This is a genomic window from bacterium (genome assembly GCA_024224155.1).
Lineage (GTDB): Bacteria > Acidobacteriota > Thermoanaerobaculia > Multivoradales > JAHEKO01 > CALZIK01.
This window is the reverse complement of sequence record JAAENP010000520.1, coordinates 21,781-47,306: the sequence shown is the minus strand read 5'-3', so window position 1 is coordinate 47,306 and position 25,526 is coordinate 21,781. Positions and strand designations below refer to the sequence as shown.

General features: G+C 63.9%; 20 protein-coding genes. 13 read left to right on the top strand and 7 right to left on the bottom strand.

The window, feature by feature from the left end; all coding sequences use genetic code 11:
• Positions 1-165 precede the first annotated feature (165 nt).
• The 5 genes from GY769_24670 to GY769_24650 all read left to right on the top strand — a co-directional run bounded on the left by GY769_24670 (position 166) and on the right by GY769_24650 (position 9,490).
• Positions 166-2,616: a penicillin acylase family protein gene (locus GY769_24670; GenBank protein MCP4205116.1), complete on the top strand. Its 2,451-nt coding sequence runs from the start codon at positions 166-168 to the stop codon at positions 2,614-2,616.
• Between the two features lie 29 nt (positions 2,617-2,645).
• On the top strand, positions 2,646-4,598 hold the full coding sequence (locus tag GY769_24665) for a DUF1302 domain-containing protein (protein MCP4205115.1): 1,953 nt from the start codon (positions 2,646-2,648) through the stop codon (positions 4,596-4,598).
• A 22-nt stretch (positions 4,599-4,620) separates the two neighbouring features.
• Positions 4,621-5,985: a DUF1329 domain-containing protein gene (locus GY769_24660; protein ID MCP4205114.1), complete on the top strand. Its 1,365-nt coding sequence runs from the start codon at positions 4,621-4,623 to the stop codon at positions 5,983-5,985.
• Positions 5,986-6,066: 81 nt separating this feature from the next.
• The gene (locus GY769_24655; GenBank protein ID MCP4205113.1) at positions 6,067-7,125 is read left to right on the top strand and encodes a hypothetical protein; all 1,059 of its coding nucleotides are present in this window, start codon (positions 6,067-6,069) and stop codon (positions 7,123-7,125) included.
• Between the two features lie 31 nt (positions 7,126-7,156).
• Entirely contained in the window at positions 7,157-9,490 is a 2,334-nt protein-coding gene (locus GY769_24650) for an RND family transporter (protein MCP4205112.1), read from the top strand.
• Between the two features lie 46 nt (positions 9,491-9,536).
• Here GY769_24650 and GY769_24645 read toward each other — a convergent pair whose 3' ends face one another.
• Both GY769_24645 and GY769_24640 read right to left on the bottom strand, forming a co-directional pair.
• Positions 9,537-10,709: a winged helix DNA-binding domain-containing protein gene (locus GY769_24645; GenBank protein MCP4205111.1), complete on the bottom strand. Its 1,173-nt coding sequence runs from the start codon at positions 10,707-10,709 to the stop codon at positions 9,537-9,539.
• Between the two features lie 89 nt (positions 10,710-10,798).
• The gene (locus tag GY769_24640; GenBank protein MCP4205110.1) at positions 10,799-11,548 is read right to left on the bottom strand and encodes a hypothetical protein; all 750 of its coding nucleotides are present in this window, start codon (positions 11,546-11,548) and stop codon (positions 10,799-10,801) included.
• A gap of 169 nt (positions 11,549-11,717) precedes the next feature.
• Between GY769_24640 and GY769_24635 the strand changes: the two genes are divergently transcribed.
• Positions 11,718-14,372, top strand: coding sequence for a TonB-dependent receptor (locus tag GY769_24635; protein MCP4205109.1), 2,655 nt, complete (start codon positions 11,718-11,720; stop codon positions 14,370-14,372).
• Positions 14,373-14,689: 317 nt separating this feature from the next.
• On the opposite strand, the gene GY769_24630 is transcribed toward GY769_24635, so the two are convergent.
• From GY769_24630 to GY769_24620, 3 genes are all read right to left on the bottom strand, one after another.
• On the bottom strand, positions 14,690-15,118 hold the full coding sequence (locus GY769_24630) for a hypothetical protein (protein ID MCP4205108.1): 429 nt from the start codon (positions 15,116-15,118) through the stop codon (positions 14,690-14,692).
• A 747-nt stretch (positions 15,119-15,865) separates the two neighbouring features.
• Positions 15,866-16,882, bottom strand: coding sequence for a FecR domain-containing protein (locus GY769_24625; protein ID MCP4205107.1), 1,017 nt, complete (start codon positions 16,880-16,882; stop codon positions 15,866-15,868).
• Complete coding sequence (locus GY769_24620; protein ID MCP4205106.1) at positions 16,879-17,520, bottom strand: RNA polymerase sigma factor; 642 nt, start codon at positions 17,518-17,520, stop codon at positions 16,879-16,881. The genes GY769_24625 and GY769_24620 overlap by 4 nt, the downstream gene beginning before the upstream one ends.
• Before the next feature lie 224 nt (positions 17,521-17,744).
• Between GY769_24620 and GY769_24615 the strand changes: the two genes are divergently transcribed.
• The 4 genes from GY769_24615 (at position 17,745) to GY769_24600 (ending at position 21,706) form a co-directional block, all read left to right on the top strand.
• The gene (locus GY769_24615; GenBank protein ID MCP4205105.1) at positions 17,745-18,452 is read left to right on the top strand and encodes a hypothetical protein; all 708 of its coding nucleotides are present in this window, start codon (positions 17,745-17,747) and stop codon (positions 18,450-18,452) included.
• A gap of 295 nt (positions 18,453-18,747) precedes the next feature.
• Entirely contained in the window at positions 18,748-19,800 is a 1,053-nt protein-coding gene (locus GY769_24610) for a hypothetical protein (protein MCP4205104.1), read from the top strand.
• Between the two features lie 8 nt (positions 19,801-19,808).
• The gene (locus tag GY769_24605) at positions 19,809-20,951 is read left to right on the top strand and encodes a hypothetical protein (GenBank protein MCP4205103.1); all 1,143 of its coding nucleotides are present in this window, start codon (positions 19,809-19,811) and stop codon (positions 20,949-20,951) included.
• A complete protein-coding gene (locus tag GY769_24600) occupies positions 20,948-21,706 on the top strand; it encodes a response regulator transcription factor (protein ID MCP4205102.1) in 759 nt (252 codons plus the stop codon). Before GY769_24605 ends, GY769_24600 begins: the two co-directional genes overlap by 4 nt.
• A gap of 9 nt (positions 21,707-21,715) precedes the next feature.
• Here the strand turns inward: GY769_24600 and GY769_24595 are convergent, their stop codons facing one another.
• Entirely contained in the window at positions 21,716-22,003 is a 288-nt protein-coding gene (locus GY769_24595) for a hypothetical protein (protein MCP4205101.1), read from the bottom strand.
• Positions 22,004-22,104: 101 nt separating this feature from the next.
• Between GY769_24595 and GY769_24590 the strand changes: the two genes are divergently transcribed.
• Genes GY769_24590 through GY769_24580 form a run of 3 tightly spaced genes read left to right on the top strand, consistent with a single transcriptional unit; the run spans position 22,105 to position 25,351 of the window.
• A complete protein-coding gene (locus tag GY769_24590; protein ID MCP4205100.1) occupies positions 22,105-23,856 on the top strand; it encodes a Na/Pi cotransporter family protein in 1,752 nt (583 codons plus the stop codon).
• Between the two features lie 20 nt (positions 23,857-23,876).
• On the top strand, positions 23,877-24,377 hold the full coding sequence (locus tag GY769_24585) for a universal stress protein (protein MCP4205099.1): 501 nt from the start codon (positions 23,877-23,879) through the stop codon (positions 24,375-24,377).
• Complete coding sequence (locus GY769_24580) at positions 24,173-25,351, top strand: polyphosphate kinase 2 (protein ID MCP4205098.1); 1,179 nt, start codon at positions 24,173-24,175, stop codon at positions 25,349-25,351. The genes GY769_24585 and GY769_24580 overlap by 205 nt, the downstream gene beginning before the upstream one ends.
• Positions 25,352-25,373: 22 nt before the next feature.
• Here the strand turns inward: GY769_24580 and GY769_24575 are convergent, their stop codons facing one another.
• On the bottom strand, positions 25,374-25,523 hold the full coding sequence (locus GY769_24575; GenBank protein ID MCP4205097.1) for a hypothetical protein: 150 nt from the start codon (positions 25,521-25,523) through the stop codon (positions 25,374-25,376).
• Positions 25,524-25,526 lie beyond the last annotated feature (3 nt).

Genomic DNA, 25,526 nt, shown 5'->3' with positions numbered 1-25,526 from the left:
GCAGAATCAGCCGCCCCCGGGCGCGGGGCAGAGTAAACTAGCTGTCCCTACAATTGGGGACTGCACAGAAGGAGACCCGGGCGAGGCTCATGGCCCCGCCCGCCAGACGCAGGGATGGAGCTGCCAGCGGGCCAGACCTGCCCGATCAGAACGGGAGGATCATTCATGAATCACGTTTTCCGCAGATGCCTCTTGCCGGTGCTGCTCGTTGTCGTGGTCGCGATCACGGCCGCCGGGCCCGCATGGGCGGGCAAGGCCACCATAATCCGCGACGACTTCGGAGTGCCGCACGTCTTCGGCAACACCCTCAAGGCGACCTGGCGCGCGGTCGGCTATGCCACCGCCCAGGATCGGCTCTGGCAGATGGAGCTTCATCGCAGAACGGCCACCGGCACCCTGGCCGAGATCCAAGGGCCGGCAGCCCTCGCCGGCGACGTCCAGGCGCGCGCTCTCTTCGGTCCCAGGGAGTTCCGACGGGCCGAGTTTCTCGCGGCTTCGAAGGGGACCAAGAAGATCCTGCGCGCCTATGCCGCTGGGGTTAACCAATGGATCGCGGAGGCGAGCGCCACCGGCCAGCTTCCGCCGGAGTTCCAGGCGACCGGCCTCGTGCCGCGTCCCTGGACGACCGACGACTCGGTGGCCTGGGGCATGGCACTGCTGTTCAACTTTGGCGTCGCCGGCGAGAATGAGCCCAACTTTCTGGCCAATCTCGCCGAGCTCTTGGCGATCAACGGCACCTCCGCCGGTCCGGCGATCTTCTTCGATTCGCATTGGGTCTTCGACCCGACCTCTCCGACGACGATTCCGGGCGCCGCGGCGATCGCCAAGGTCTCCTCATCGTCGGCGGGGGCACCCTTGCCGGCCCTTCCGGACTTCGATGTCCAGCGAGCGGCACGAGCCTGGAAACGATCTTGGAGTGGCTGGGAACGCAATCTTGAGAAGATCGGGCTTCGGAGAGGCCCGGCCTCGAACGCCATCGCCATCGGCTCGAAGCTGTCGGCGACCGGCTATCCATTGCTTCTGGGCGGACCACAGCAGGGCTACTCGGTTCCGCAGATCAACCATGAAATCGGCATCCATGGTGGCGGCTACAACGCCAACGGCGCCTCGGTAGCCGGCCTGCCCGGAGTCACCATCGGCGTCAATCGGGGCCTCGCCTGGACACTGACCACCGGCGGCACCGACAACAACGACGTCGTTCTCGAAACGCTCAATCCGGCCGATCCGACCCAGTATCTGTACCAGGGGACCATCCGGCCGCTCGACTGCCGCTCGGAGACCTTCAACGTCGCTGGTGGCAGCCCCGTGCCACAGGTGCTCTGCCGCACCGTGAACGGCCCTGTCCTACAGGTGCTGGAGGGCCGATTCGCGTTCACGCTCAAGAGCGCCAGCCGTGGCTTCGAGATGGACAGCATCGAAACGCTCCTGGGAGTGAACCGGTCGCGCAACATCAAGAAGGCCGAAAAATACCTCGCAATGGCAGGCCACAATTTCAACTTCCTCGCCGCCGACACCAAAGGCAACATCGGCTACTACCACCTCGGCAAGATCCCGATTCGCGCTCCGGGCGACAGCCCGTTCTTTCCGCACATTGGCGACGGTCAGGCCGACTGGCAGGGCTTCATTCCGTTTGCGGCGTTGCCGCAGGCGACGAACCCGGCGCAGGGCTACTTCGTCAACTGGAACAACAAGCCGACGGTTGCCTGGTTCAACTCCACCGGCGGGTTCTGGCAGTGGGGTCCGGTGGCCCGGGTACAAACGCTGATCAACGTAATGGAGACGGTTCCCGCGGGCGCCGCGACGGTCGGCCTGCTCGAGGACGCCAACCTGATCGGCGGCTGGACGCTGGATACGCCGTTGGGATTGGGGTCGAGCCGGCCCACCGTACCGGTCTCGACCATGCTGCCGGTTGTGCTCGGCTTGGTCGACGCTTCGGCCGACGACCGGCTGACTGAAGTCCTCGGCATTCTGGGCTCCTGGGACAGGTTGAAGCTCGATCTCGCCCCGCGCGACGGCTTCTACGACAGCCCGGCGGTGGCGATCTTCAACAACTGGTGGGAGACGTTCATCAACAGCGTGTTCGCCGATGAGCTCGGCGGAGCGCTGGACAGAAACGTGGCGGCGAATATGGCGGCGCGGCTCCTGATCCCCGGTCTCGAGCCGCTCAACTACCCCGGCTACCTCGGCGGTGAGACGCCGAGCGGCGCTGTCACCGGCGCTTTGGTGGCAGCCATGGACGCCTTGACGGCCGAGTACGGCTCGGCCGATACGTCCACCTGGCTGGCCGAGGCAACCATGCAGAGCTGGAGCCAGATCGGTGCCGCACCGGTCCCCGACACGCCCCATATGAACCGGGGCACCTACAACCAGATCACGCGCTTGAAGAAGGGCGACATCTTCGCTGAGAACGTCATCGCTCCCGGGCAGAGCGGCAATCCCCTCGCCCCGGACGGCACACTCAACCCGCACTTCGCCGACCAGCTCGGCCTCTACGCGACCTGGCAGTACAAGGATATGTACCTGAACAAGAGCGCGCTCAAGGGGCACAGAGAGTCTAGAACGGTGATCAGGACCGCAAGTAACAGCAAGAAGAAATCCAAGAAGGACGACAAGTAGCCGTGTCTGAAATCCAACGGAGGATAGTAATGACGAAACACACTTGCCTCTTGGCGACGCTGGCAGCGATCGCGCTGCTTGCAATCGGCCCGGCGTCGGCCAAGGACTTTCAGAAGGGTGATCTCAGCGGGAGCTGGGACACGACGATCTCCTGGGGCGCCCAGTACCGGCTCGATGATCCTGACCTCGCGATCGTCGGTCTGCCCGAGGGCGGCACGGCCTTTTCGGTCAACGGCGACAGCGGCAACCTCAACTACGACAAGGGCATAGTCAGCAATGTGCTCAAGCTCACCACCGAGCTCGAGCTCGGCTACAAGAACGTCGGCACGTTCGTCCGGTTCCGCGGCTTCTATGACGAAGAAAACGAAGACGGCGATCGTGAGCGTACGCCTTTGAGCCAGCCGGCCAAGGACCGGATCGGCAGCCGGGCCGACCTTCTCGACGCCTTCGTCTGGGGCAAATTCGACCTCGGCGGCCGACCCGCTGAGATTCGCCTGGGCGAGCAAGTCCTGAGCTGGGGTGAGAGCACGTTCATCCAGGGTGGCATCAACACGATCAATCCGGTGGACGTCAGCGCCATCCGGGTGCCGGGAGCGGAGCTGCGCGAGGCGCTCACACCCGAAGGCATGGTCACCTTCTCGGTCGGAACTTCCGAGAACACTTCGCTCGAGCTGCTCTGGCTCTACGACTGGGGCCGGACCAAGATCGATCCGCCGGGAAGCTACTGGAGCACCAGCGACTTCGCCGGCAACGGTGGTGGCCACGTGTTTCTCGGCTTCGGCGATTCGCCCGACGACTTTACCTTTCCGTTCAGCGACCGCCCGTTCCTCGGGGTGCCGCGCGCGCCCAGCGTATTCGCCGACGACAGCGGCCAGTACGGGGCGGCGTTCCGAGTCTTCGCTCCCAATCTGAACGGAACCGAGTTCGGTTTCTATTACCTCAACTTCCACAGCCGGCTGCCGACCATCAACGGCACCACCGGCACCCTCGCCGGCGCGCTCGCTGGTTCGGGCATGGCCAACGCCGGCACTGCGGCATTGACCGCCCTGACCGGAGGCGCGGGTCGTGACCAGGCCATCGCGACCGGAGCCCAGGTTGGAATCCTGGCAGGCCTTTCGGCTACCGAGGCTTTCGTGGTTTCGACCGCCGCCGTCGACACGGCCCTGGCCGGCGGCAACCCGGCCGCGACCATCACCGCCTTCGCCACCGACGCCTACGCCCAGACCGCCAACTACTTCCTCGCCTATCCCGAGGACATCAAGCTCGTCGGCATCAGCTTCAACACCGCGATCGGCTCCTATGCGGTCCAGGGCGAGCTCTCGCAGCGGCAGGACGCGCCACTTCAGGTTGACGACGTCGAGCTCCTGTTCTCGGCCCTGGGCCCCTTCAACTCCGGGCTCGCCCAGTTCAACCAGGTCGGCAACTTCACCGGCCAGTTCGAGACCTTCGTCCCGGGCATTCGTCGCCTCGACGTCAACCAGTTCCAGATGACCATCACCAAGATCCTGGGCCGGGTCATGGGCGCCGACCAGGGCGTGCTGCTCTGGGAGGGCGCTATAACCCAGGTCCCCGATCTGCCCAGTAAGGACGAGCTCCGCTTCGAGGGGCCCGGCACCTACGTCAGCGGCAACGCGATCCTGGGTCCCAGCTCACACGCGGGCAAGCCGATCGAGGATCCCTCCCATTTTGCCGACGATTCCTCCTGGGGCTACCGCCTGGTCAGCCGGCTCGACTACAACAACGCGTTCGGCGGCTGGAACGTGTCGCCACGGTTCTCCTGGCAGCACGACGTCGAGGGCGTCTCTCCCGGGCCCGGTGGCAACTTCATCGAAGACCGGACCGCACTGACTTTGGGCCTCGGCTTCAACCGCCAGAGCACCTGGCAGTTCGACCTGAGCTACACCGTCTTCTCGGGCGCCAGCCGCTACAATCTGGTCAACGACCGCGATTTTGCCGGCGTCAACGTCAAATACTCCTTCTAGGAAGAGTCAGGAGATCAACGTTATGTCAAGAAAAACACTGTTTCTTATTCCAGCGGCGCTTGCGCTCCTCCTCGTGGTCTGCGCACCGGCGACGGCCGAGATCTCTGCCGCCGAGGCCGCCAAGCTCGGCGACGAGCTGACGCCGCTGGGCGCCGAGAAGGCCGCCAACGCCGACGGTTCGATTCCCGCCTGGACCGGCGGCATCACCTCGCCGCCGGCCGGCTACTCCCCGGGCGACCATCACCCCGATCCCTTCGCCGATGATGACGTGCTGTTCGAGATCACGGCCGCCAACGTCGACCAGTACGCCGACAAGCTGACCCCCGGGCACCAGGCGCTGCTCAAGACCTACGACACCTACAAGATGAAGGTGTATCCGTCGCATCGGAGCGCCTCCTATCCGCAGAGGATCTACGACGCCACCAAGAAGGTCTCCCAGACGGCCAAGCTCGTGCAGGGCGGCGACGGCATCACAGGCGCGGTCATGGGCATTCCCTTTCCGATTCCGAAGGTCGGAGCCGAGGTGATCTGGAACCACCTCACCCGCTTCCGCAGCAACGTCGCCGCCCGCAAGGTGGCGCAGGCGGCTCCGACTCGAAGCGGCAAGTTCACTTTGGTGGTCTTCGAAGACGAGTTCAACGTCGTTTACAGCCAGGAGGGGATGACCGAGGAAGACCTCGACAACAAGATCCTCTACTTCAAGCAGAAGGTCGTCGCACCGGCCCGGCTGGCGGGCGGCATCCTGCTGGTCCACGAGACCCTCGACCAGGTCAAGGAGCCGCGCTCGGCCTGGCTCTACAACCCCGGACAACGTCGCGTCCGACGGGCCCCGAACGTCGCCTATGACAATCCCGGCACCGCCGCCGACGGTATGCGGACCTCCGACCAGTTCGACATGTTCAACGGCGCACCCGATCGCTACGAGTGGAAGCTGGTGGGCAAGAAGGAGCTCTACGTTCCCTACAACAACTACGCGCTCCACAGCGATCAGCTCAAGTACAAGGACATCCTGGCGCCGCTGCACGTCAACCCCGAGCACCTGCGCTATGAGCTGCACCGCGTGTGGGTCGTGGACGCGACCATCAAACCGGGCACCAGCCATCTGTACAAGCGACGAACGCTCTACTTCGACGAGGACAGCTGGCAGATCCTCGCCGTAGACCAATACGACAACCGCGACCAGCTCTGGCGGGTCTCGGAAGGCTTCGTCATCAACTACTACGACGTCCCGATGTTGTGGACAACACTCGAGGTCCACACCGACCTTCAGGCGGGTCGCTACCTCGCCATCGGTCTCGATAACGAGTACGACATGTATGATTTCGACGTCGTGAGAAAACTCGAAGACTACACCCCGGCCGCCCTCAGGAGAGCGGGCGTCCGCTAGAGTGGTGAATCCCATCAACGGCCGGGTCGAATCCGACCCGGCCGTTCACATTTTCGCGCCCTGGCGCAGGCAGGTATTCGAATGACGCATCGTGCACCGCGGCCCGCCGGCGGGCCATCCCTTCATCCGGCTGCGACAGCCGCGCTCGCTCTTGTCCTGATGGCCCTTGGCGGGGCCCACGCTCAGGACGAGTCCACAGTCGAGGTCGAATACGCTCTGAAGAAGTCGCTGGCCGAAGAGTCTCTGCTTCTCGACGCGGCTGCCGGCGGCGATCTGATCGTCGCGGTCGGCGAACGGGGTCACATCCTGTACAGCCACGATCAGGGCTCGACTTGGCAACAGGCCGACTCGGTGCCGACTCGGGCGATGCTGACCGCCGTCTTCCTCCACGACGACCAGCTCGGCTGGGCTGTCGGCCACGACGCGACAATCCTGCGAACTCGCGATGGCGGCGCGAACTGGGAGCTTGTCTACTCCGCTCCCGAGGAACAGCTACCGCTCCTGGACGTCCGGTTCGACGATGCCGACAACGGCGTCGCGATCGGCGCCTACGGCTACTTTCTGACCACTTCCGACGGCGGAGACAGTTGGACTTTCGTCGAGATGGCGGCCGCAACCGCCGAGGAGAATCTCGAGGTCGATCCGTTCGCGTACGACGAGGGTGGCGACTACCATCTGAATCACCTCGCGAGATCGGAGTCCGGGCGCCTCTACATTGCCGCCGAAGCGGGCACGGTCTATCGCTCGGACGACGAAGGCCAAAGCTGGACAACGCTGCCGTCGCCTTACGAGGGCTCGTTTTTCTCCTCCCTGCCGCTCGACGACGACTCGCTGCTGATCTTCGGCCTCCGCGGCCACCTGTTCCGGTCAGACGATGCCGGCGACACCTGGGAGGAGATGGACTCTGGGACCCAGGCCATGCTCACCGACGGAGTCCGCCTGGATGACGGCACCGTGGTGCTCATCGGACTCGAGGGCACGATTCTGGTGAGCCGGGACGGAGGCAGCTCCTTCTCGCTCAAAGCACAGCCCGACCGCCAGGGCTATTCCTCCGTGCTGCCAATGCCAGATGGCGGTCTCATCCTGTTCGGGGAGTTCGGAGCCACGATCCTCCCGGCAGCAACGCTCGGAGACGGCTGATCCAAGGGGGACTCCCGCCATGCTATCCACGCTGCAAACCAAACTCGAAGACGCCGTCTTTGGCAACCGGCGACTGGTCATCAGCCTGTTTGTTCTCGTGACGCTGTTCATGGGCTTCTGGGCAAGCCGGATTCACATCGACGCCGGCTTCGCCAAGCTGCTCCCCCTCCAGCATGAGTACATGCAGACCTACCTCAAGCACCGCCAGGGTTTCGGCGGCGCGAACCGGCTTCTGATCGCGTTGATGGCAAAAGAAGGCGACATCTTCACTCCCGAGTTCATGGAGGCGCTCAAGGCGGCCACGGACGAGGTCTTCTTCATCCCCGGTGTCGACCGCGGCCGAGTGAGCTCTCTGTTCACGCCCAATACCCGCTTCACCGAGGTAGTCGAGGACGGGATCTCCGGCGGCAATGTCGTGCCGGCGGAGTTTGCCGGTACCCCCGAGGACCTCGCCCAGGTCCGCGAGAACATCCTCAAGGCCGGCATCGTCGGCCGCCTGGTCGCCAACGACTTCTCGGGCGCCATCATCAGCGCCCAGCTGCAGGACGTGAATCCCAACACCGGCGCGCCGCTCGACTACATCGGCGTGGCCAATGAGCTCGAGGAGAAGATCCGTCAACGCTTCCAAGAGCAAGTCGACGTGGTCGTCGAAGCGACACCGGTCGACGTCCACATGATCGGCTTTGCCAAGGTCATCGGCGACATCGCGCACGGCGCGGGCCGCGTCCTAGTCTTCTTCGCCGTGGCTTTCTTGATTACAGCCTTCTTCCTGTACCTCTACTCGAGCTCCTTCCGGCTCACGCTCGTCGTTCTGGTCTGCTCGCTCATCGCAGTCGTCTGGCAATTGGGCCTGCTGACCCTCCTCGGCTTCGGCATCGACCCGATGGGCATTCTGGTGCCGTTTCTGGTGTTCGCCATCGGTGTCAGCCACGGCGTCCAGATGATCACCGCTATCCGGGCCGAGATCGTGGCGGGTGTCGACGACGCCCTGATCGCGACACGCCAAGGCTGCCGAAGACTGATCATCCCCGGCGGCGTGGCTCTGGCCAGCGACACGGTCGGCTTCATCACCATCCTGCTGATCAAGATCCAGGTGATTCGCGAGATGGCGATCACCGCAAGTCTCGGCGTCGCCACCATCATCCTGACCAATCTCGTATTGCTGCCGGTGATCGCGTCCTATCTGAGCATCGACGATGCCTACCGAAAACGGCTGCACCGGCGCATCCAGCACACCACCGGCCTGTGGGATCGGATAGCGCAGGTGTCCGAGCGTAAGCCGGCGACGATCGTGGTCACGATCGCGGCCGTGTTTCTGGCGTTCGGCGCCTGGAAAGCACGGGAGATCAAAATCGGTGATCTTCACCGTGGGGTTCCCGAGCTTCGCTCGGACTCACGCTACAACATCGACAGCGAGATCATCAGCGATCGTTTCTCGATCGGCGTCGACATCCTCTCGGTGATCGTCGAGACCAAGGAAGAGGGCTGCGTCGAGTACGAGATCATGAACACCATCGACCGTTTCGAGTGGCATATGCGCAATGTGCCCGGTGTCCAGTCGGTGATCGCGCTTCCCGGCATCGCTCGGGTGATCAACGCCGGCTGGAACGAGGGCGGGCTCAAGTGGCGCGTGCTCTCTCGCAATCAATCGGTTCTGGTGCAGTCGATCGCCTACATTCCGACCAGCACCGGCCTACTGAACGAGGACTGCAGCGTCATGCCGGTGATGATGTTCACCACCGATCACAAGGCCGAGACCATCGAAGGCATCGTCGCCGAGGTCAAGGCCTTCAACGACGAGTTCGGCTCGGAGGACCTGCAGTTCAAGCTCGCTACCGGCAATGTCGGCGTCATGGCGGCGACCAACGAGGCGGTTTCGGCGGCACAGTTCCCGATGCTGCTCTACGTCTTCTCTGCGATCATCGTGCTGTGCCTGCTCGGCTTCCGCTCGGTCCGAGGCACGCTGTGCGTCGTCCTTCCACTCGGGCTGGTTTCGCTGCTGGCCTACGCCCTGATGACCCTGCTCGAGATCGGGCTCAAGGTGTCGACCCTGCCGGTCGTGGCGCTTGGAGTCGGGATCGGAGTCGACTACGGCATCTACATCTACAGCCGGCTGCAGACCATCCGGGCAGAGGGCAAATCGCTATCGGAGGCCTACCACCAGACCTTGCACGTCGCCGGAAACGGCGTCCTGTTTACGGGCATCACGCTCGCGGTCGGCGTCGCCACCTGGATTTTCTCGCCGCTCAAGTTCCAGGCCGACATGGGCATCCTGCTGACGTTCATGTTTCTGGTCAACATGCTGGGCGCGATTCTCCTGCTGCCGGCCCTGGCGTCCTTTCTTCTCCCCGACAAGCGGGCGTAGCAGGACATTCGGTGCCCGGCGGATGTCGGACCAGCCGAAGTCGCCGTCAGATACTGAGCTCGAGCTCCGGCACCTCGAGAAAGGCCGCAAAGGCGGCCGCCTCGCGCTTGATGCCGCCGAGGTGCTGCTTGCGCCACGCACTCAGCGGCGTAACCGTCACCTTCACTCGCCTCTTGGTTACCCGGTGGGTCCAGGTCGCCACGATCCGGCCTCGCGCCACGGCGGTCGCCGAGATGTCCCCGGCCTTGCGCCACACCAGTTTGCGCTCGCTCTCGTCGGGCATGAGCCAGCTCTTGTCCCGATGCCTCATGAGATGGGTGTCCCATTTCGGAAGCAGCGTAACCGGCCATCCGGTGAGCCCCTTCGGGGGCCTCTCGGTGAGGGCCTTCAGGTCGTCTCGCAAGGCGAACAGACCCCGGCGCTCACCGCACTCGACCTCGACAAGTTCCGGGCTGAGACGGTCGAGCCAGGACCGGGCGGCGTTCACCCCGGATCCGAAAAAATGCGCCAGATCCGCGGCGCTGGCGGGACCGTGGACTCCCAGATAGCGGCGCGCCAGGCCGGTCGCCGCGACCGTGGGATCATCTTCGTGCCACGCCAGATCCGGAAACCACAATCGCCGGTGGACATAGCTTTGCTCCGCGCCCCTCTTCTCCGCAAAACAGATGTCCCCGGCCAGCGCCAAGCGCCAGACCAACCGGGCTGCGGCGAAGCGAACCGCGGAGCCACCGCTGGCAGCCACGCCCGGGTGTCGAGCCACTTCATCGACGAATCGCTTCGGAATGGCCTCGAACAGCTCACTCCGAAACAACGGACCCGAGGCCCGTTCAAACAGAGACCGGATCGCGTCCAGATCCGGCTCGCTGGGCAGGGCTCCCCGCCGGCCGCTCTGCGGCCACTCCCGACGAGCAGCCACGACAACCGGCCAATCCGGCGGATCGAAAACGTGAAGCGTGTCGCGCTGGCCCCACGTTCGAATCAGCCGGCGAGATCGCGCATCGAGAAGCTGTTCCCGCAGCTCGGAAGCCGGCGGCCGGCCTCTCGTGCGCCGGCTGAGAGCGAAGAGAGCCGGCCCCTCCTGCTGGGCCTGGGCACCCAGAATCGACCGCGCGGCCGCGGCCGCACTCGAGGCTCCGGGGCCGATGAGATGGGATCGCCGATCTCGAGAATAGTGCACCCGCTCCTCGGTCAGAGCCACGTGGCCCGAGCTTGCTGCCATGGGCCTTCACTCTACCCGCTCGAAGATCGGAATCCCCGCCCGGAGGCCCTGGGCGGGGATTCCGACTCGCGCCGAGGCGCGAGCTCACATCAGTTCCGTTCAATCAGAACGATCTCCTCGTCCATGACCAGTCCGGCCCTGGGGCAGTAGACCTTGGGGTCACCCGGCTCGTTGGGCTCGAGTCCGTTGGTATCGAGGACTGCGACACAACCGCTGAAGCTGCCCGCGGGGGTCGGAACGTCGAGTCCCATTTCGACATTCTCGGCGCGATCGAGCGCGACTCCGGGCACGATCTCCTGCATGTATCTCGAGCCGAGCAGGAACCTCCCCGGAAACAAGATGCCGGGTTGCGCCCCGTCTGCACCGGCCCGCCATTGGCCCGGGTTGCCCGCCAGCTCGCCATCCTCGTAGACCTCGACGTCTTCGCCGAAGTAGAAGATGTCGCCGGTTTCCCTGCAGATCGCCAGGAAGTTGCGCGACACCTCGACCAGCTCGCCGTCCTCGAATTCGCGCTCCTCCCAGACTCGGGCCCGTAGCGCGACTCGATCGCCGCTGGGCGCTTCGAAGTTAATACGCTGCTTCTCACGCAAGGTGTTGATCTCGACGCGAATCACGACCATCTCGCCCTCGTCATCCACTTCGCCCTCGAGCACCGATTGGCTTCCCGGCTTCAGCGGGAAGAAGACATTCTGTCCTCCCCGGTGCTTCCAAGTGCAGTCTTCGACCCGGAAGTCCTCGGTGAAGTCTTGTGCCCCTACCTGCAACGGCAGCAATGCCACGGCCGCCGTAGCGAGCAGCATGCACTTCCAGCCTACGAGGTCCCTGTCGCCCTTCCTCATGGTTTGCTCCTTCCAACTTGTCGGCGGTCTATTCCGCCGACCTTAACGAGCAGGCCAATGCCCGCCCGACGAGTCCTCCGGTCCATAGCGAGTTAGATCACCCTCGGCTGAGAATCCTTCGCGCTTGCTCCGAAAAAATCTCGGCCGACCGCCTGCTATTCTTTTGCCCATGCGGCGTACTCCGAGGCCCCTCGTCGCTGTGCTGTCGACCGCTATTACCTGGTTCGGCGTTACGGTTTGGTCGTTTTCGCCCGCGGCACCGGCCCAGGAAGCTCCGGTCGCGCAAGCGGCCGACCCTTCGTCCCTTTTCGCCGGGGTGACTCTCGCCGAAGGGCTGAGGAGCCTGCAGAAGAGGGGACTCAAGATCGTCTTCACGACCAACGTCGTCCGCCCCGGCATGAAGATCGCGACCGACCCGGAATCGGAAGCCTCGGATCTGCGCGCAGTCCTCGATGAGCTTCTGGCTCCGCACGATCTCGAGTCGCGAGACGCACCCAACCGAACCCTCGTCGTCGTTCCGAAAGGAATTCCGCACATCGAAGCCCCCTCCTCGACCGCTTCGCTCTCGGGGGTCGTTCGATCCAGACGGGATACCCGGCCGATCGAGGGCGTGCGCCTGCGACTTGTTGGAACCGACGCCGAGGTCACCAGCGGTAGCGACGGCAGTTTCCTGATTCCGGATCTCGCCGAGGGACCGGCGACCGTCGAAGTCCGCAGACGAGGCTTCGTCGTCGAGACCGTCGAGCAATCCCTCACCGCGGGGCAAAACAGCCAACTCGATATCCTGCTGAATCCGGCGCCGGTTACCGAAGAAGAGGTCATCGTCACGCCGAGTCGGGTCTCGCTCCTGAGACCGGAGCCGGCGGCGCCGGTGGCGCTGAGCCGAGACGACCTTCTCGGGTTACCTCATCTGGGAGACGATTTCTTCCGCGCTCTCAGTCTTCTGCCGGGCATCGCGGCAAACGATGCTTCGGCGCAGTTCAATATCCGCGGCAGCCGCCGTGATGAGACCCGGATCGTCCTCGATGGCCAAGAGCTCTACGAGACATTCCACCTGAAGGAGTTCGATAACGCGCAGTCGATCATCGCCCCCACGACCCTGGATAGCGTCGACCTTTCGACCGGCAGCTTCTCCGCCGAGCACGGCGACCGGATGGGCGGTGTGCTCGACATGACGACCCGGACACCGACGGGGCCGCCTCAAACGCGTGTCGGAATCGGTCTGCTGAGCGCCGAGGCCGGCAGTGCGGGATCGTTCAGCGACCAGCGTGGCAGCTGGATCGCGCAGGCTCGGCGCGGCTCGAACGATTTCGCCGGCAAGCTCCTCGGACCCGAGAGACCCGTGTATTGGGACGCGTTCGGCAAGCTCGACTATCAATTGAACCCGCGCCACGTGCTGCGCGCCAACTTTCTCCGCTCCGACGACCAATACGATTTCACCGAGATCACCGTCGACGGCGAAAAACGGCTCGCCACCGACTATCTGAGCTCGTACTTATGGCTGACGGATCAGGCGATTCTCGGCCCGAATCTGTTCTTCGAGACCGCGGTCTCGAGCAGCCGGGTCGAGCGCGATCGTAACGGCCTGGAATTGGACGAGGACGTCCAGTGGACCGTGGCCGACCGGCGAGACCTCGAGGTTCTCGCCCTGCGTCAATCCTGGAATCACCAGCTGACGCCTGCCAACTACCTGAGGTGGGGTTTCGAGCTGCGCGACTTCGACACCCGCTACGACTACGCGAGCGCCTTCAACTTCGAGAGTCCCCTGGCCCTGATCCGTACCAACGCGAACCTCGACGCGCTCACATTCAGGGGCCGGCTCGAGGAATCACACAACAGCGCCTACGTCACCGACCGCTTCCAGCTTGGTGGGGCCGCGACGGTCGAGCTCGGTTTTCGCTTCGACGATCACACGCAAACAGACGAGAGTCATCTCACACCAAGGCTCAACCTGGCCTACTCATTGGGCGGGAACTCGGTTGTGCGCGGCGCCTGGGGCCGGTTCAACCAGAGCCAGCGACCCTATGAGCTCGCGGTTGAGGACGGCGACACCGCCTTTCGCAAGGTAGAGCGGTCCGAACATCGTTTGATCGGTTTCGAGCACCTTTTCAAGAACAGCCGGACAACCGGCCTCGCGCTGCGCGTCGAGCTCTACCAGCGCGAGATCAAGAACCCGCAGCCACGATGGGTAAACCTCTACGAACCGCTCAACGAGTTTCAAGAGGTCGAGCCGGATCGGGTGCGGATCGTCCCGGATCGCAGCCATGCCGAAGGCCTCGAGATCTTTCTGAGAGGTCGTGCCGGGGCCAAGGCGGACTGGTTCGTCAATTACACCGTGGCCTCGAGCGAGGACGAGATCGACGGCCGACGCCAGCCTCGACAGTTGGACCAGACCCACAGCCTCAACTTCGACATCGACTACCGAGTCACCGACCGCTGGACCCTGAACCTCGCTTGGCGGTACCACACCGGCTGGCCGACGACGCCGCTGACGCTCCAGGAGGTCATCCGCTTCCCGAATCCGGACGACGAGGGCGAGGATGACGAAGAAGGGGATGAGCCTGACATCTTCTTCGTACCGGTCCTGGGCGAGCCCTTCGGCGACCGACTCTCCGACTACCACCGCCTGGACCTGCGTGCCAGCCGTCGTTGGAGCCTCGGTTCCGGGCTCCTGACCTTCTTCGTCGACATTCAGAATGTCTACAATCGCAAGAACCCCGCCGGATTCGACTACGAGATCGACGGCGAGGAAGGAACCATCACTCCCAACGTGGAGTTCTGGACGGGGTTCTTTCCCTCACTGGGAGTCCGCTGGGAGTTCTGACCTCGGGGACACCATGGAATGGTGTCCCCTCCCGACTCGTCACGACGTACCGAGCGCTTGCGGCGAGCCCCCTGGCCGAATCGCCTGACGAACCGCCTCTCTCGGAGATACCGCTCCTGGTGTCTCCTCCCGATGGGCCCTCGGAGAGTTGGAACGGTCGAGCATGTTGGATCGACCCTGCTCTCTAAGGCTTCGACGCGGGTGGAGACCCTTCGCTGCGCTCGAGGGCAAGCGGAGGTAGGCCGCCGCGACCCGTGAGCCCGAATCGCTTGGCGGAAAGAGGGGGCGGGCCGTTCTCGATCCGCTCCCCTGCTCGCCTAGTCTTCTTCGTCGTCGATGTTGTCGTCGCCGTCACCGCCGCCCACCGCAACCCCCACCGCGACCGCCGCCAGGACGGGGATCCACCACTTCCTCTTCAGCCAGCTCCCCTTCTTGCCGGAGGAAGAACCGCCTCCCGAGCTCTGGGCGGCGACCGCCTGGCTCGACGTCAGCAGCTCATTGACCGCCGTCGTCGAGAGCATCGCCACCTGCACCGGCTCTTGCGCCTTGTGGGCTGCCGCGAGCGCCTCGTAATCGAGATCCAGGATGGACAGGTCGTCATCCAGCCCGGACAGTGCCTTGTCGAGCTGAAGATCGAACTGCTGTGCGGATGCCGAGCTCCCAGCCGCCGCGGCTGGAACGGCCGACAGCACAAAGGCTGCCGCCAGTGCCAGAGTGAAGAACCTCTTGCTTCGTGATGCGTTCATGCTTTGCCCCCTAACGTTGGTTACACGTCGCGGACCCGCCGAACTCCGCACTATTGGTTTGAACCTGATTATGTGCAATTAGAATGCCGAGTGAAAGGAAAACACACAAAGGCCGGGGTCAGGCCTCTCTACCGCTAGACGGCGGCCTTGGCGGCGAACGGCGAACGAGTCGCCTGAGACCTGACCCCGATGAGTTGACTTCCTGGTCGCTGTTTGGGAGTTGTTCATGTTGCCTAACCGGTCAAGAAACGGCCTCAGTGAAGTGAGACGCTGGGGACCGGAGAATCCTTCGAGGCCTTCTAGCGCGCTTCGCCACCGACCCGGCGAAGCACCCGCCCAAGGGACGCCTCGGGCTTCTCAGACTGCGCAGGTCAGGCCCTCGGCTGCGCTCCGCGGCGCGCAGGCGAGAGCCCGTGCTTTCGAAGGCCTTCCAGCTCGAGCCGGCCCCTGGCGAATCGCCCGGCGACCACCGTCGACGCGCGTCAGAGAAGACGGTCGACAGCCTTCGCTGCGCTCGAGGGCAAGCGGTGTGCGCCCGCTACAATGACTCCGGCGGCCCGCGGCTGTCGGCCGGCCGTGTGGGCCTCGGAGCGAGCCTCTCTTCGCTCGCGGAGAGGCCGCACCGGCGGCCTCTGCCGGTAGTGTAAATCGAGGTATCCTCGGCGACGAGAGACGATCCCGCAACGAGTCCGCCGGATCGCACGAGCCGAAAGGCTCAAGCGCCAGCGAGGTCGGAACCGGCTCCAGCTACGGTCTCTCGATCAGCAGCGATCCGTTTTCGATCCGATAACCGAAACCACTGCTCGGCAAAATGCTGAGCGATTCCTCGGGCGTGTGCTCTTCAATGCTCCCGCTCAGGGTCTCGATTGCCGCGGTCTCGGCCAGGGCTGCGTCGGAGTAGTGCAATTCTCGGCCGGTCTCCCGCGCCACCCACTCGAGATACGAAGCGATCGGAGCCCCCTCGATGTCCATCATTGGCGTCACCCGATCGACCCAGGCCCAGGCCTCGTCATGCGCTTGAACCGCGCCGCGTCCGAGTCTGCCATCCTGCAACGTCAGCTCCTCTCCGGCCTGGGCCGAATCGGTGTCGCCTTCCCGCTCGAGCGTGACCTCTCCCTCTCGCACCCGAACCGTCAACTCCGCGGCCTCGCGGCTGCCGATCCGGACCTCGAACTGGGTCCCGACGTCCCATACCGTCCCGTAGGGCGTCGAGACCTCGACGGCGGTGCCCGGAGCCGCAGAGAAGGTGTCGATGTAGACGGCCCCGCGCTCGAGGTCGAAGCTCGACCCCGAGGTGAGATGCACCCTGGTGCCTTCATCCAGGCGCACGGACTGGCCGCCTGTCAGTCGGAATGCCATCCCGGAGGTCTGGGATCCCAGACCGGTCTCGAGCACGGCTCCCGCTCGCAGCGCGTCGCCGACCGTCGCCTTCGATTCGTCGACGAGGGCCTCACCGCGCAGTAGCTCGACGCTAGCGACCAAATCGGGGGTCACGCCGCCCCACTCCAGCATCAGCCACCATCCGAGCGCCACGGCCAGCAGAACGCTGGCCGCGAGGGCCAACACGGTGTTTCTCCTACCGAAGCGGGAGCGTTCGCGCTCCATTCTCACCATCTCGCGCCAATGCGCCTTGGCAGCGGCCCGAATCTCCACCAGGTCCTCGGGAGGTACAACCGGTCTGGGACCGGCGCTCCGAAGCAGATCCCGGACCTCGCTCTCCCCGGTCTGAACTACAGAGAAAGCCTGTCCTCGATTCTTGCTCATGATGCTGTTTCCATTCTCTGGCTGGTCGTCCGCGCTCCGTCCAGCGCGGGTCCGATATTGTTCACCAGGTTCGCGTAGCCCTTCCTGAAGGCGTCCCTGGCTCGTGTCAGCAGCGACTCCGCCGCTTTCGGGCCCATGCCCAATCGCTGGGCGATTTCCTTGACCGATACATTGTCGATGTACTTCCACTCCAGGGCCTTGCCATAGTGGGGTGGCAGGGCGTCGAGAGCATCGTGTACGAGCTCGTGCACTTCATTGCGCAAGGCTGCCCGCTCTGGCCCGTCGAAACCACCATCGCCCAAGCCTAGCGACGCTCCAAAGAGGTCTTCCTGTTCCTGGAACTCGACCTCTCCCGCTCGCTTCTTGCCACGCCGGAAGTGACCGGCGATCTCGTTTCGGCACACGGCGCAGAGCCAGGTCATTAAAGCCGCCTCGCCCCTGAATGAAGCCAGTTTCTCGATCACCTTGCATAGCGTCGACTGGACAACGTCCCGGGCCAGCTCCCGGTCTCCCTGAAGACGCTTGGTGGCAAAGCGATACAGAGCCGGGATGTAGTCGTCCGAGAACCTCTCGAACGCCGCTTCATCTCCGGCGATCATTTGCCTGACCATCAGCTTCTCTTCTTTGCCGGCTTTCATTCGCTTTTTTCTCTTGTGCCCTGGCTGGCTGCTCGTGCGCCCGCTCTCCTGTTTAGATACAAGGCTAGCGCGAATCCTTCGTGGATTTCGGAACATTCGGCCTGGCGGGCGACCCATTTCTTTCGAAGGATTCCTCGAGCTTTCGCATCTCAACTGAGTAGCCAGTAGCGGGAACTGGCCGAGACACCCGATAAACCCCGCAGAATTCCATTGGAGGAGACGCGATGAGACAAGCAAGAACCTGGCTGGCGGGATTCGCGGCGGTTGCCCTGATCGCAGGCATGGCCGCCCCAGAAGCCTGGGCCAAGAAGCTCGACGACACAGAGATCCGCATCGAGATCAACGACACGGATGGCGATGCCGGCATTCAAGTCTTCCTCGACGGGGAGGGATGGGACTCCATGCAGATGACAGGTCCCAACGGCATCGAGTTCAGCGTATTGGCCGAGAACAGCGTCGGATTGCAAGGCATCACCGAGTTCTTTTTCGAGAGCGCCGAGCCGTCTTTCGAGGAACAGTCGCTCGAAGAGCTCCTGGCGCTGTTTCCGGAAGGCAAATACAAGTTCCGCGGTACAACAACCGAGGGCAAGAAGCTCAGAGGAAAGGCGACTTTGACGCACGCTCTTCCCGCCGCCCCGGTTCAGATCACGCCGGTCGACGGCGAGGACGTCGACCCGGACAATGCCGTCTTCATGTGGGAGGCGGTAGCAGATCCTCCGGGCAGCGAGATCGTTGGCTATGAAGTCGTCATCGAGTGCGAAGAGCCCCAGTTCACCAAGACGACCGCGAATGTCGGTGCCGCTGTCACCAGCATTACGGTTCCCCCGCAAGTGCTGAACCAGGAAGATGCCGACGAGTGCAAATGGGAGGTCCTGGCGATCGAGGAAAGCGGTAACCAGACCATCTCAGAGACCGAGTTCGGAATCGAGTAGTCACCGGTCGACAACCCCCTCACCTGAAGGGCGCCTGAAAAGCAGGCGCCCTTTTCTTTTTCAGCGGCTCGAACGCAAGGCTTGCCAAGGCCATGACGCTGCTTCGACCGCTCGACGAGAGAAACCGCCGCGACCGCCGCGCCTGCTGATTGCGACCAATGCCGGCCCCGGTGGCTTCGACAACCACCGTCACCGTCGGCCAGCGACCGCTCGCGGCCTCCGCTCGACCGCTCGTCGGGCGCCCCCTTCTCATCCTCGCACAGCGCCCTAGCATCAGCCTCGAAAGGAGATCGAGATGATCAACCACCAATCGAGCACAAGAACCTGGATCGGCCGCCTGCTTCTGGCGGCCGTCGCACTGACCGCGCCCTACGCACTCCCGGGAGCCACTCTGATGGCGGCTTCGCCGCCCGCCCCGGCACCGGAAACGGCCGTCGACGGCTTCATCGCCTCGCTGGAGGGTGGCTGGGTCGGCGACGACAACGACACGCCCTTTGGAAAGATGCCGTTCGCGGTCTTGTTCGAATGGACCGAGGACGGCCGTCTGCACAGTCGCAGCTCTCTCAACCGTGACACCTACATCGACCTGCGGTTCGAAAAGGACGACAACGGCCGCTGGCTTCTCCACGAGGAGGCCGCCATGGAGGAGCTGGGAGTTCAGCGTTACAGCCTGGTCCCCGCCCCGGTCAATGGCGACAGTGAATCGAGACGCTGGATCTGGGAACAGGACCCGGACTTCTTGACTATCGACGTCGGGCTGTCCGGCAAGACTATGAGCCTCGACGTCGTGCTCCGCGGGAAGCCCCACGTCGCGTTTCGGCTCGACAAACAGCCTCGTGAAGCCTGGGCCGAGATCAAGCGGCGGATACTGGCTCGGGCCGAGCTCTCACCCACGGAAGGGGATTCGATCGCCGAAGTGGTATCGAGCCCACCGCCGCACCTCGCCACAGCGTCCGCTGAGGAGACTCCCTTCGAATCGGCAGACGACCCCATCGAGCTGGCTCGCCTGGCCGTCGCCGAATCACCGCAAGAGGCAAACGCCCGCCTGGCCCTTGGCCGGGCACTCGGTCAGGCCATTCGGGAGAACCCGGCCGACGGACCCCGCTACGCTTTCGAGATGCTGTCCTCGCTCCAGGCGGCCGTGGCCTTGGATCCCGGCCTCGCCGAGGCCTATCATTATCTTGTGGGCTACTACCTGACCGCGCCTCCGATCGCCGGCGGTTCAGTCGACAAGGCCGAGGAAGCCGCCCGCGCCTTGTCGGAGCTCGATCCTCAAGGGGGCGAAAAGCTACTCGAGCAGGTCGTGGCCCACCGCCAGAAGCATGCTCCAAGCGGGGGCTCTCGGTAGAATCCACCGTGCCCGACAGAACCTCCATCGCTTCGGAAAGCGAGCAGGTTGCCGATGACATCGGCAGCCTGCTCGCATCGACCGAGGAATGCTGGAACGGACGTCGGTTCCTCTTCCGCGATCTGCCGCGCGACCTGCTCTGGTGCCTGGTCATCGGGCTCATCCTCACCCTGATCCTCACGCCTTTCATCGGCGGTGGGCCCGGTGTCTGGATCCAGAGCTTCGTTTTCAACAGCATCATCTCGCTGTGCATCGGCCTCGCGGTCTCGAACGCGTTCCGGTTCGGCCTGCCGGCGCTGCGGCGCCTCTTCCCAGGCGCGGCTTCGGGCATCGTGCTCTACGCCTTCGTCGCGGTCACCGGCACCGCGCTCGGAGCCGAGGCCGCCGTGCGGGTGATTGACGCGCTCGGAGGCATCAAGGCCGCCAGCTTCCGGGCCGACGTTCTGCGAATCGCTTTCGTGGTGGTAGCGATCATTCTCACGGCCGAGCTGGCCTACACTCGGCTCCGGCAAAAAGCCCGGCGCGACGAGCTGCGCGCACAGCAGGCCAGGAAACAGGCCCTCCACGCCGAGCTCAAGGCCCTCCAGGCGCGCACCAACCCGCATTTCCTGTTCAACAGCTTGAATACGGTGGCCGGCTTGATCGAAGAAAATCCCGCGGGTGCCGAGCGCGTGCTCGAGAAACTGGCGGGGCTGTTTCGCTACACGCTTAAGGGTACCGAGGTCGGCTGGGTCCGACTCGCGGAAGAGCTCGATAACGTCTCGAGCTATCTCGAGGTCGAGACGATTCGGCTCGGTGACCGCCTGCAATGCGAGTTTCAAGTGCCGCCCCAGGCGCGCGACGTCTTGGTTCCTCCGCTCGTTCTCCAGCCGCTCGTGGAAAACGCGGTGCTTCACGCCGTAGCTCCGCGCAAGAGAGGGGGCTCCGTGCGGGTGGGGGCGGTGATCCGAGACTCGAATCTGGTCCTCTCGGTCAGTGACGACGGCGACGGGCCCGGCACTTCCCCTCATCGCGGCAGCGGCACCTCGCTGAGCGAGCTCGAGGAGCGGCTCGACCTCGTCTATGGCGGAACCTCCGACTTCTGGACCGGAGCGAATCCGGAAGGAGGGTTCGAAGTGCGGCTTACTCTTCCGATGCAGGGCAAACCATGACGTCCGAGACGAAACCGGAGCTGTCCGTAGTCATCGTCGACGATGAGGCCATCGCTCGACGGCGTCTACGCAGAATGCTCGAACGCATGCCCGGAGTCGCGGTTTGCGGAGAGGCGGCCGATGGCGAAGCGGCGCTCGCGCGCATTGACGAACTGACGCCCGAGGTGGTGCTGCTCGACATTCGCATGCCGGAGCTGGACGGGCTCGAGGTCGCCGAACGGCTGCCCGACCAGACCCACGTCATCTTCACCACGGCCTACGAGGAGTACGCCGTCCGAGCCTTCGAGGCCGCGGCGGTCGACTACCTGCTGAAACCGATCGAGCACGATCGACTCGAGCAAGCGCTCGAGCGGGTCCGAAGGCTGGACACGCCTCCGGAGCGGCAGGAGTTGAAGAGGATCCTGCGCGAGGTCACCGGCCGCGAGCAGCCGCCCCGGGTCGCGGCCCGCCGCGGCGACATGATCCAGCTCTTCGACCCGCGCCGAATCGCGCGCTTTCATTCAGAGGACGGCTACACGGTCTTCCGGCACGACGGCCGCAACTACCTTCTCGACGAAAGCATCGTGTCGCTCGCGAGACGCCTCAAACCCTGGGGCTTCGTTCGGATCCACCGCGCCGAGATGGTCAACCTCCACCACGTCAAGGCTCTCCGCCGTGTTGATGACGCGACCGTGGTCGAGCTCGCCGACGGCCAGCGCGCGACCGTCAGCCGTCGACACTTGCGCGGGCTCAAGGAAGCCCTCGGGGTCCAATAGGCCGGCCTCCTACCAGTATCTCTCGACCAGAATCTGGCCCGGTGTCTTGCGCGTGCGCTCGACATAGCCCTCCCTCTCCAGGATCTCGACCATTTGATCGATCATCAAGGGGTTGCCGCAGACGAAGATGTGGGCTGAATCCGGATCCGGCTCGAAGCCCCAACTTTCGGCCAGCGGCCGCCGCTGCCAGAGCTCCTGGAAATAGCCCGACTCCCCGGTCCACGACACGGCCTCGGCCCCGGGCCTGCTGATGGTCGGAAGGTAGGCGAAGTTCGAACAGATCTGGCGCAGGGTCATGAGAGCTTTCCGAGGCGACGATCCGGCTCGAGGTCTCAGACTTGATACGCGGCGGTTCCACCAGGTGGATCACTGGTTCGCCCGATACAATCGGGCCGACCATGGGTGATCTAGGAATCGGCGCCATCCTGATGGGGCTTGCCGGGGGACTCGCGCTGTTTCTCTACGGCATGGAGAAGATGACCAGCGCGCTCAAGCTGCTGGCGGGCGACAGGATGAAGTCTTTCCTCGCCCGCATGACGACCAACCGTCTCAAGAGCGTTCTCACCGGGGCGATCGTCACCGCGACGATTCAATCGTCTTCGGTGACGACCGTGTTGGTCGTGGGCTTCATCTCGGCCGGCCTGCTCTCGCTGTCGCAATCGATAGGCATCATCCTGGGCGCCGCGATCGGCACCACCGTCACCGCGCAGATCGTTGCCTTCAAGATCACCCACTACGCGTTGGTCCCCGTGGCAGCCGGCTTCTTGATGAGCTTCGCCTCGAGACAGACGAAGCTGCAGCACTACGGCCGCACGATCATGGGACTGGGATTGATCTTCTTCGGCATGGAGCTGATGAAGAACGCCACGGACCCACTGCGAACCTATGAGCCCTTCATCGAGTTCATGCGCAACCTCGAAAGCCCGGTGATCGGCGTGCTGTTCGGTGCCGGGTTCACGGCCCTGGTTCAAAGCTCGTCGGCCACTACCGGCGTGATCATCGTGCTCGCCAGCCAGGGCTTTCTCACGCTCGAATCCGGTATCGCTTTGGTTCTCGGCGCCAACATCGGCACCTGCGTCACCGCCTCCCTGGCCGCAATCGGCAAGCCGCGGGAGGCAGTTCGGGCGGCGTTGGTCCATGTCCTCCTCGCGACGGTGGGAGTGCTGATCTGGATCGGGCTGATCGATCAGCTCGCCGAGTTCGTTCGCTGGATCTCACCGGCCACAGAGGGTTTGGAAGAACTAGCCAAGCTCAGAGCGGAGACCCCTCGTCAGATCGCCAATTCTCATACCGCGTTCAATGTCGCCAATACCGTGATCTTCATCGGCTTCACGCCTTTGATCGTGCGGTTCATGGAGTGGATCGTCCCGGATAGAAGGCTCGACGCTGACGAGGCCCCCGACCGCCGTTACCTGGACGACATCCTTCTCCACGCCCCGTCCCTGGCGCTCGACGTTGTGCGGATGGAGATAGCCCGGCTGGGAGCGGCCGCCAGGAACATGGTCCGAGACGCCATGGATCCGGTGCTCAGCGGAACTCAGGAAGACCTGAGCGACCTCGAGCACATGGACGAGGACGTCGACCGGCTTCACGGCGCGCTGGTCACCTACCTGGGAAGACTGTCGCTCGAGAACCTGACCGAGACCCAGTCGCACCGCCTCTCAGAGTATTTGTCGGGCTCCAACTACTTCGAGAACATCGGCGACATGATCGAGACCAATCTCGTCGAAGCCGGGCGGAGCCGCATAGAACAAGGGCTCAGTGTGAGCCCATCGACCCGCGAGATCTTGCGTGAGCTCCATCTCAAGGTGACCTGGACCGGAGAGCGCGCGACCGAAGCGATCGCGGCGGACGACAAGGATGTGGCGCTTCAGGTGATCAAGGCCAAGGCCGAGATCAACCGGATGGCCGTCGAAGCCGAGGGCCATCTCGCCGCGCGCCTGACGGCCACCGAGGGTGACCGTCTGGCGGTTTTCAGGATCGAATCCGAGCTCGTCGAGGCCCTGAGACGAATCTACTACTTCGCCAAGAGGATCGCTCGGCTGGTCGTCGAGGAAACCGCACCTTACGCGCGAGGCGGCAAAGGGCAAGCTCGCCAGGAGCCGTTGTTCGCCGACCCGACCGACGGGAGCTCATCACGGCTCTCCTGACTTCACCCTCCGGAGGAAGCATGGGATCGAAGAAACCCGAAGCCAGCCAGCCGATCTTGGTTGCCGTCGACTTTTCCGCCCATTCGGCCAAAGCGCTTCTCTGGGCCGCTCGCGCGGCGGAGTGCTTCCGGGCGCCTCTCGTGGTGGTTCACGTGGTCCACGACCCCGGCTCGGCGCCGGGCTACTACCACCAGCCGGACAAGAAGAAAAAGAAGTACCTTCGGCGAATGAAGGAGGCGGCCGCCGAGATGATGAACGAGTTTCTGGTCGAGGTCCGAAAGACAAGCCCCGATATCGCAATCCTCGACGATCTGGACTGCCGACTGGTGTCAGGGCTCCCGGTGACCCGAATCCTGGAGATTGCCAAGCGCACCAACGCTCGGATGATCGTTATGGGGAGCCGTGGGCGAACCGGACTGCCGCACCTCCTGCTGGGCTCCAAGGCCGAGAAGGTCACTCAACTCTCGCCGATCCCGGTTACCATAGTGAAGGACTCAAGCGGCGACAAAGGCAAAAAGTGATGGGGGAAAGCAAGAGAGAAAAAGGCGGCGGTGCCCCCACTCAGCCGGTGATCACTTCCACCTCCCGGATCCGCGAAGCCGTCTCCCGAATCGTCGACAGCCTGCCCCCGGATGCGCCGCTCGAGGCCGCTCGAGCGGCGCGCCGGCAGCTCACCAGAAAAGAGAGCAAACGCGTCATCCAGGGCGCGCTCGAGCGGCACTTCACCAAAGAAGAGCTGGTGCCGTACCAAGCCGAGTTGATCAAGCTACTTCAGCACCTGGAGGTCACCGGCAAGAAGATCATCATTCTCTTCGACGGTCGCGACGCCTCGGGAAAGGGCGGCACGATACGGCGCGTGGTCCGCTATCTGAACGAAAAACACTACCGCGTGGTGGCACTCGGGAAACCCACCGAGGAACAACGCACCGAGCTTCACATGAAGCGCTATATCGAGCACTTCCCCCACGCCGGAGAACTCGTGCTGTTCGATCGCAGCTGGTACAACCGAGCCATGGTGGAGCCGGTGATGGGCTTCTGTACGCCACGCCAGTATCGCGAGTTCATGCGTCGGGTGGTGGGTTACGAGGAACGGATCTTGGCCGACGGAACGACTCACCTGATCAAGCTCTACTTCTCGGTGTCGAAAGACGAGCAACAGCGCCGCTTCGAGCGCCGCCGGAACGACCCCCTGCGACAGTGGAAGCTGAGCGAGGTCGACCTGCAGGCCCAGGCTCTGTGGGACGAGTTCACCGAGAAGAAGTATCGGCTTCTGCAAAAGACCCACACTCCCGAGTCACCCTGGTGGATCGTGCGCTCGGACGACAAGCACCTCGCCCGACGTGAGACGCTCAAGCTGATCCTGAAGCTCAATTCCTACCGGGGGCGCAGTCGCAAGCTCGGTTTCGAGCCCGACCCGCGTGTCGTCATCTCCGGCGACCAGGAACTGAAAGTCATGAAAGCCCAGCGCAAGAAGCACGGCCGCTTCCTCGGCTGAGCCCTCGACGAGCTTTCCGCCGTTACATGTCCATATAGGGCATCGCCGGAGTGTGGCCACAGAGTCGCGAGTGCACCGTCAAGACGCCCCGGTGATGAGCCGTGTGGTCCTGGATGGCACCGAAGTGTTCCTTGGTCGTCTTGAGCTGTTCCACAAACGGCTGCGAGTCCATGAG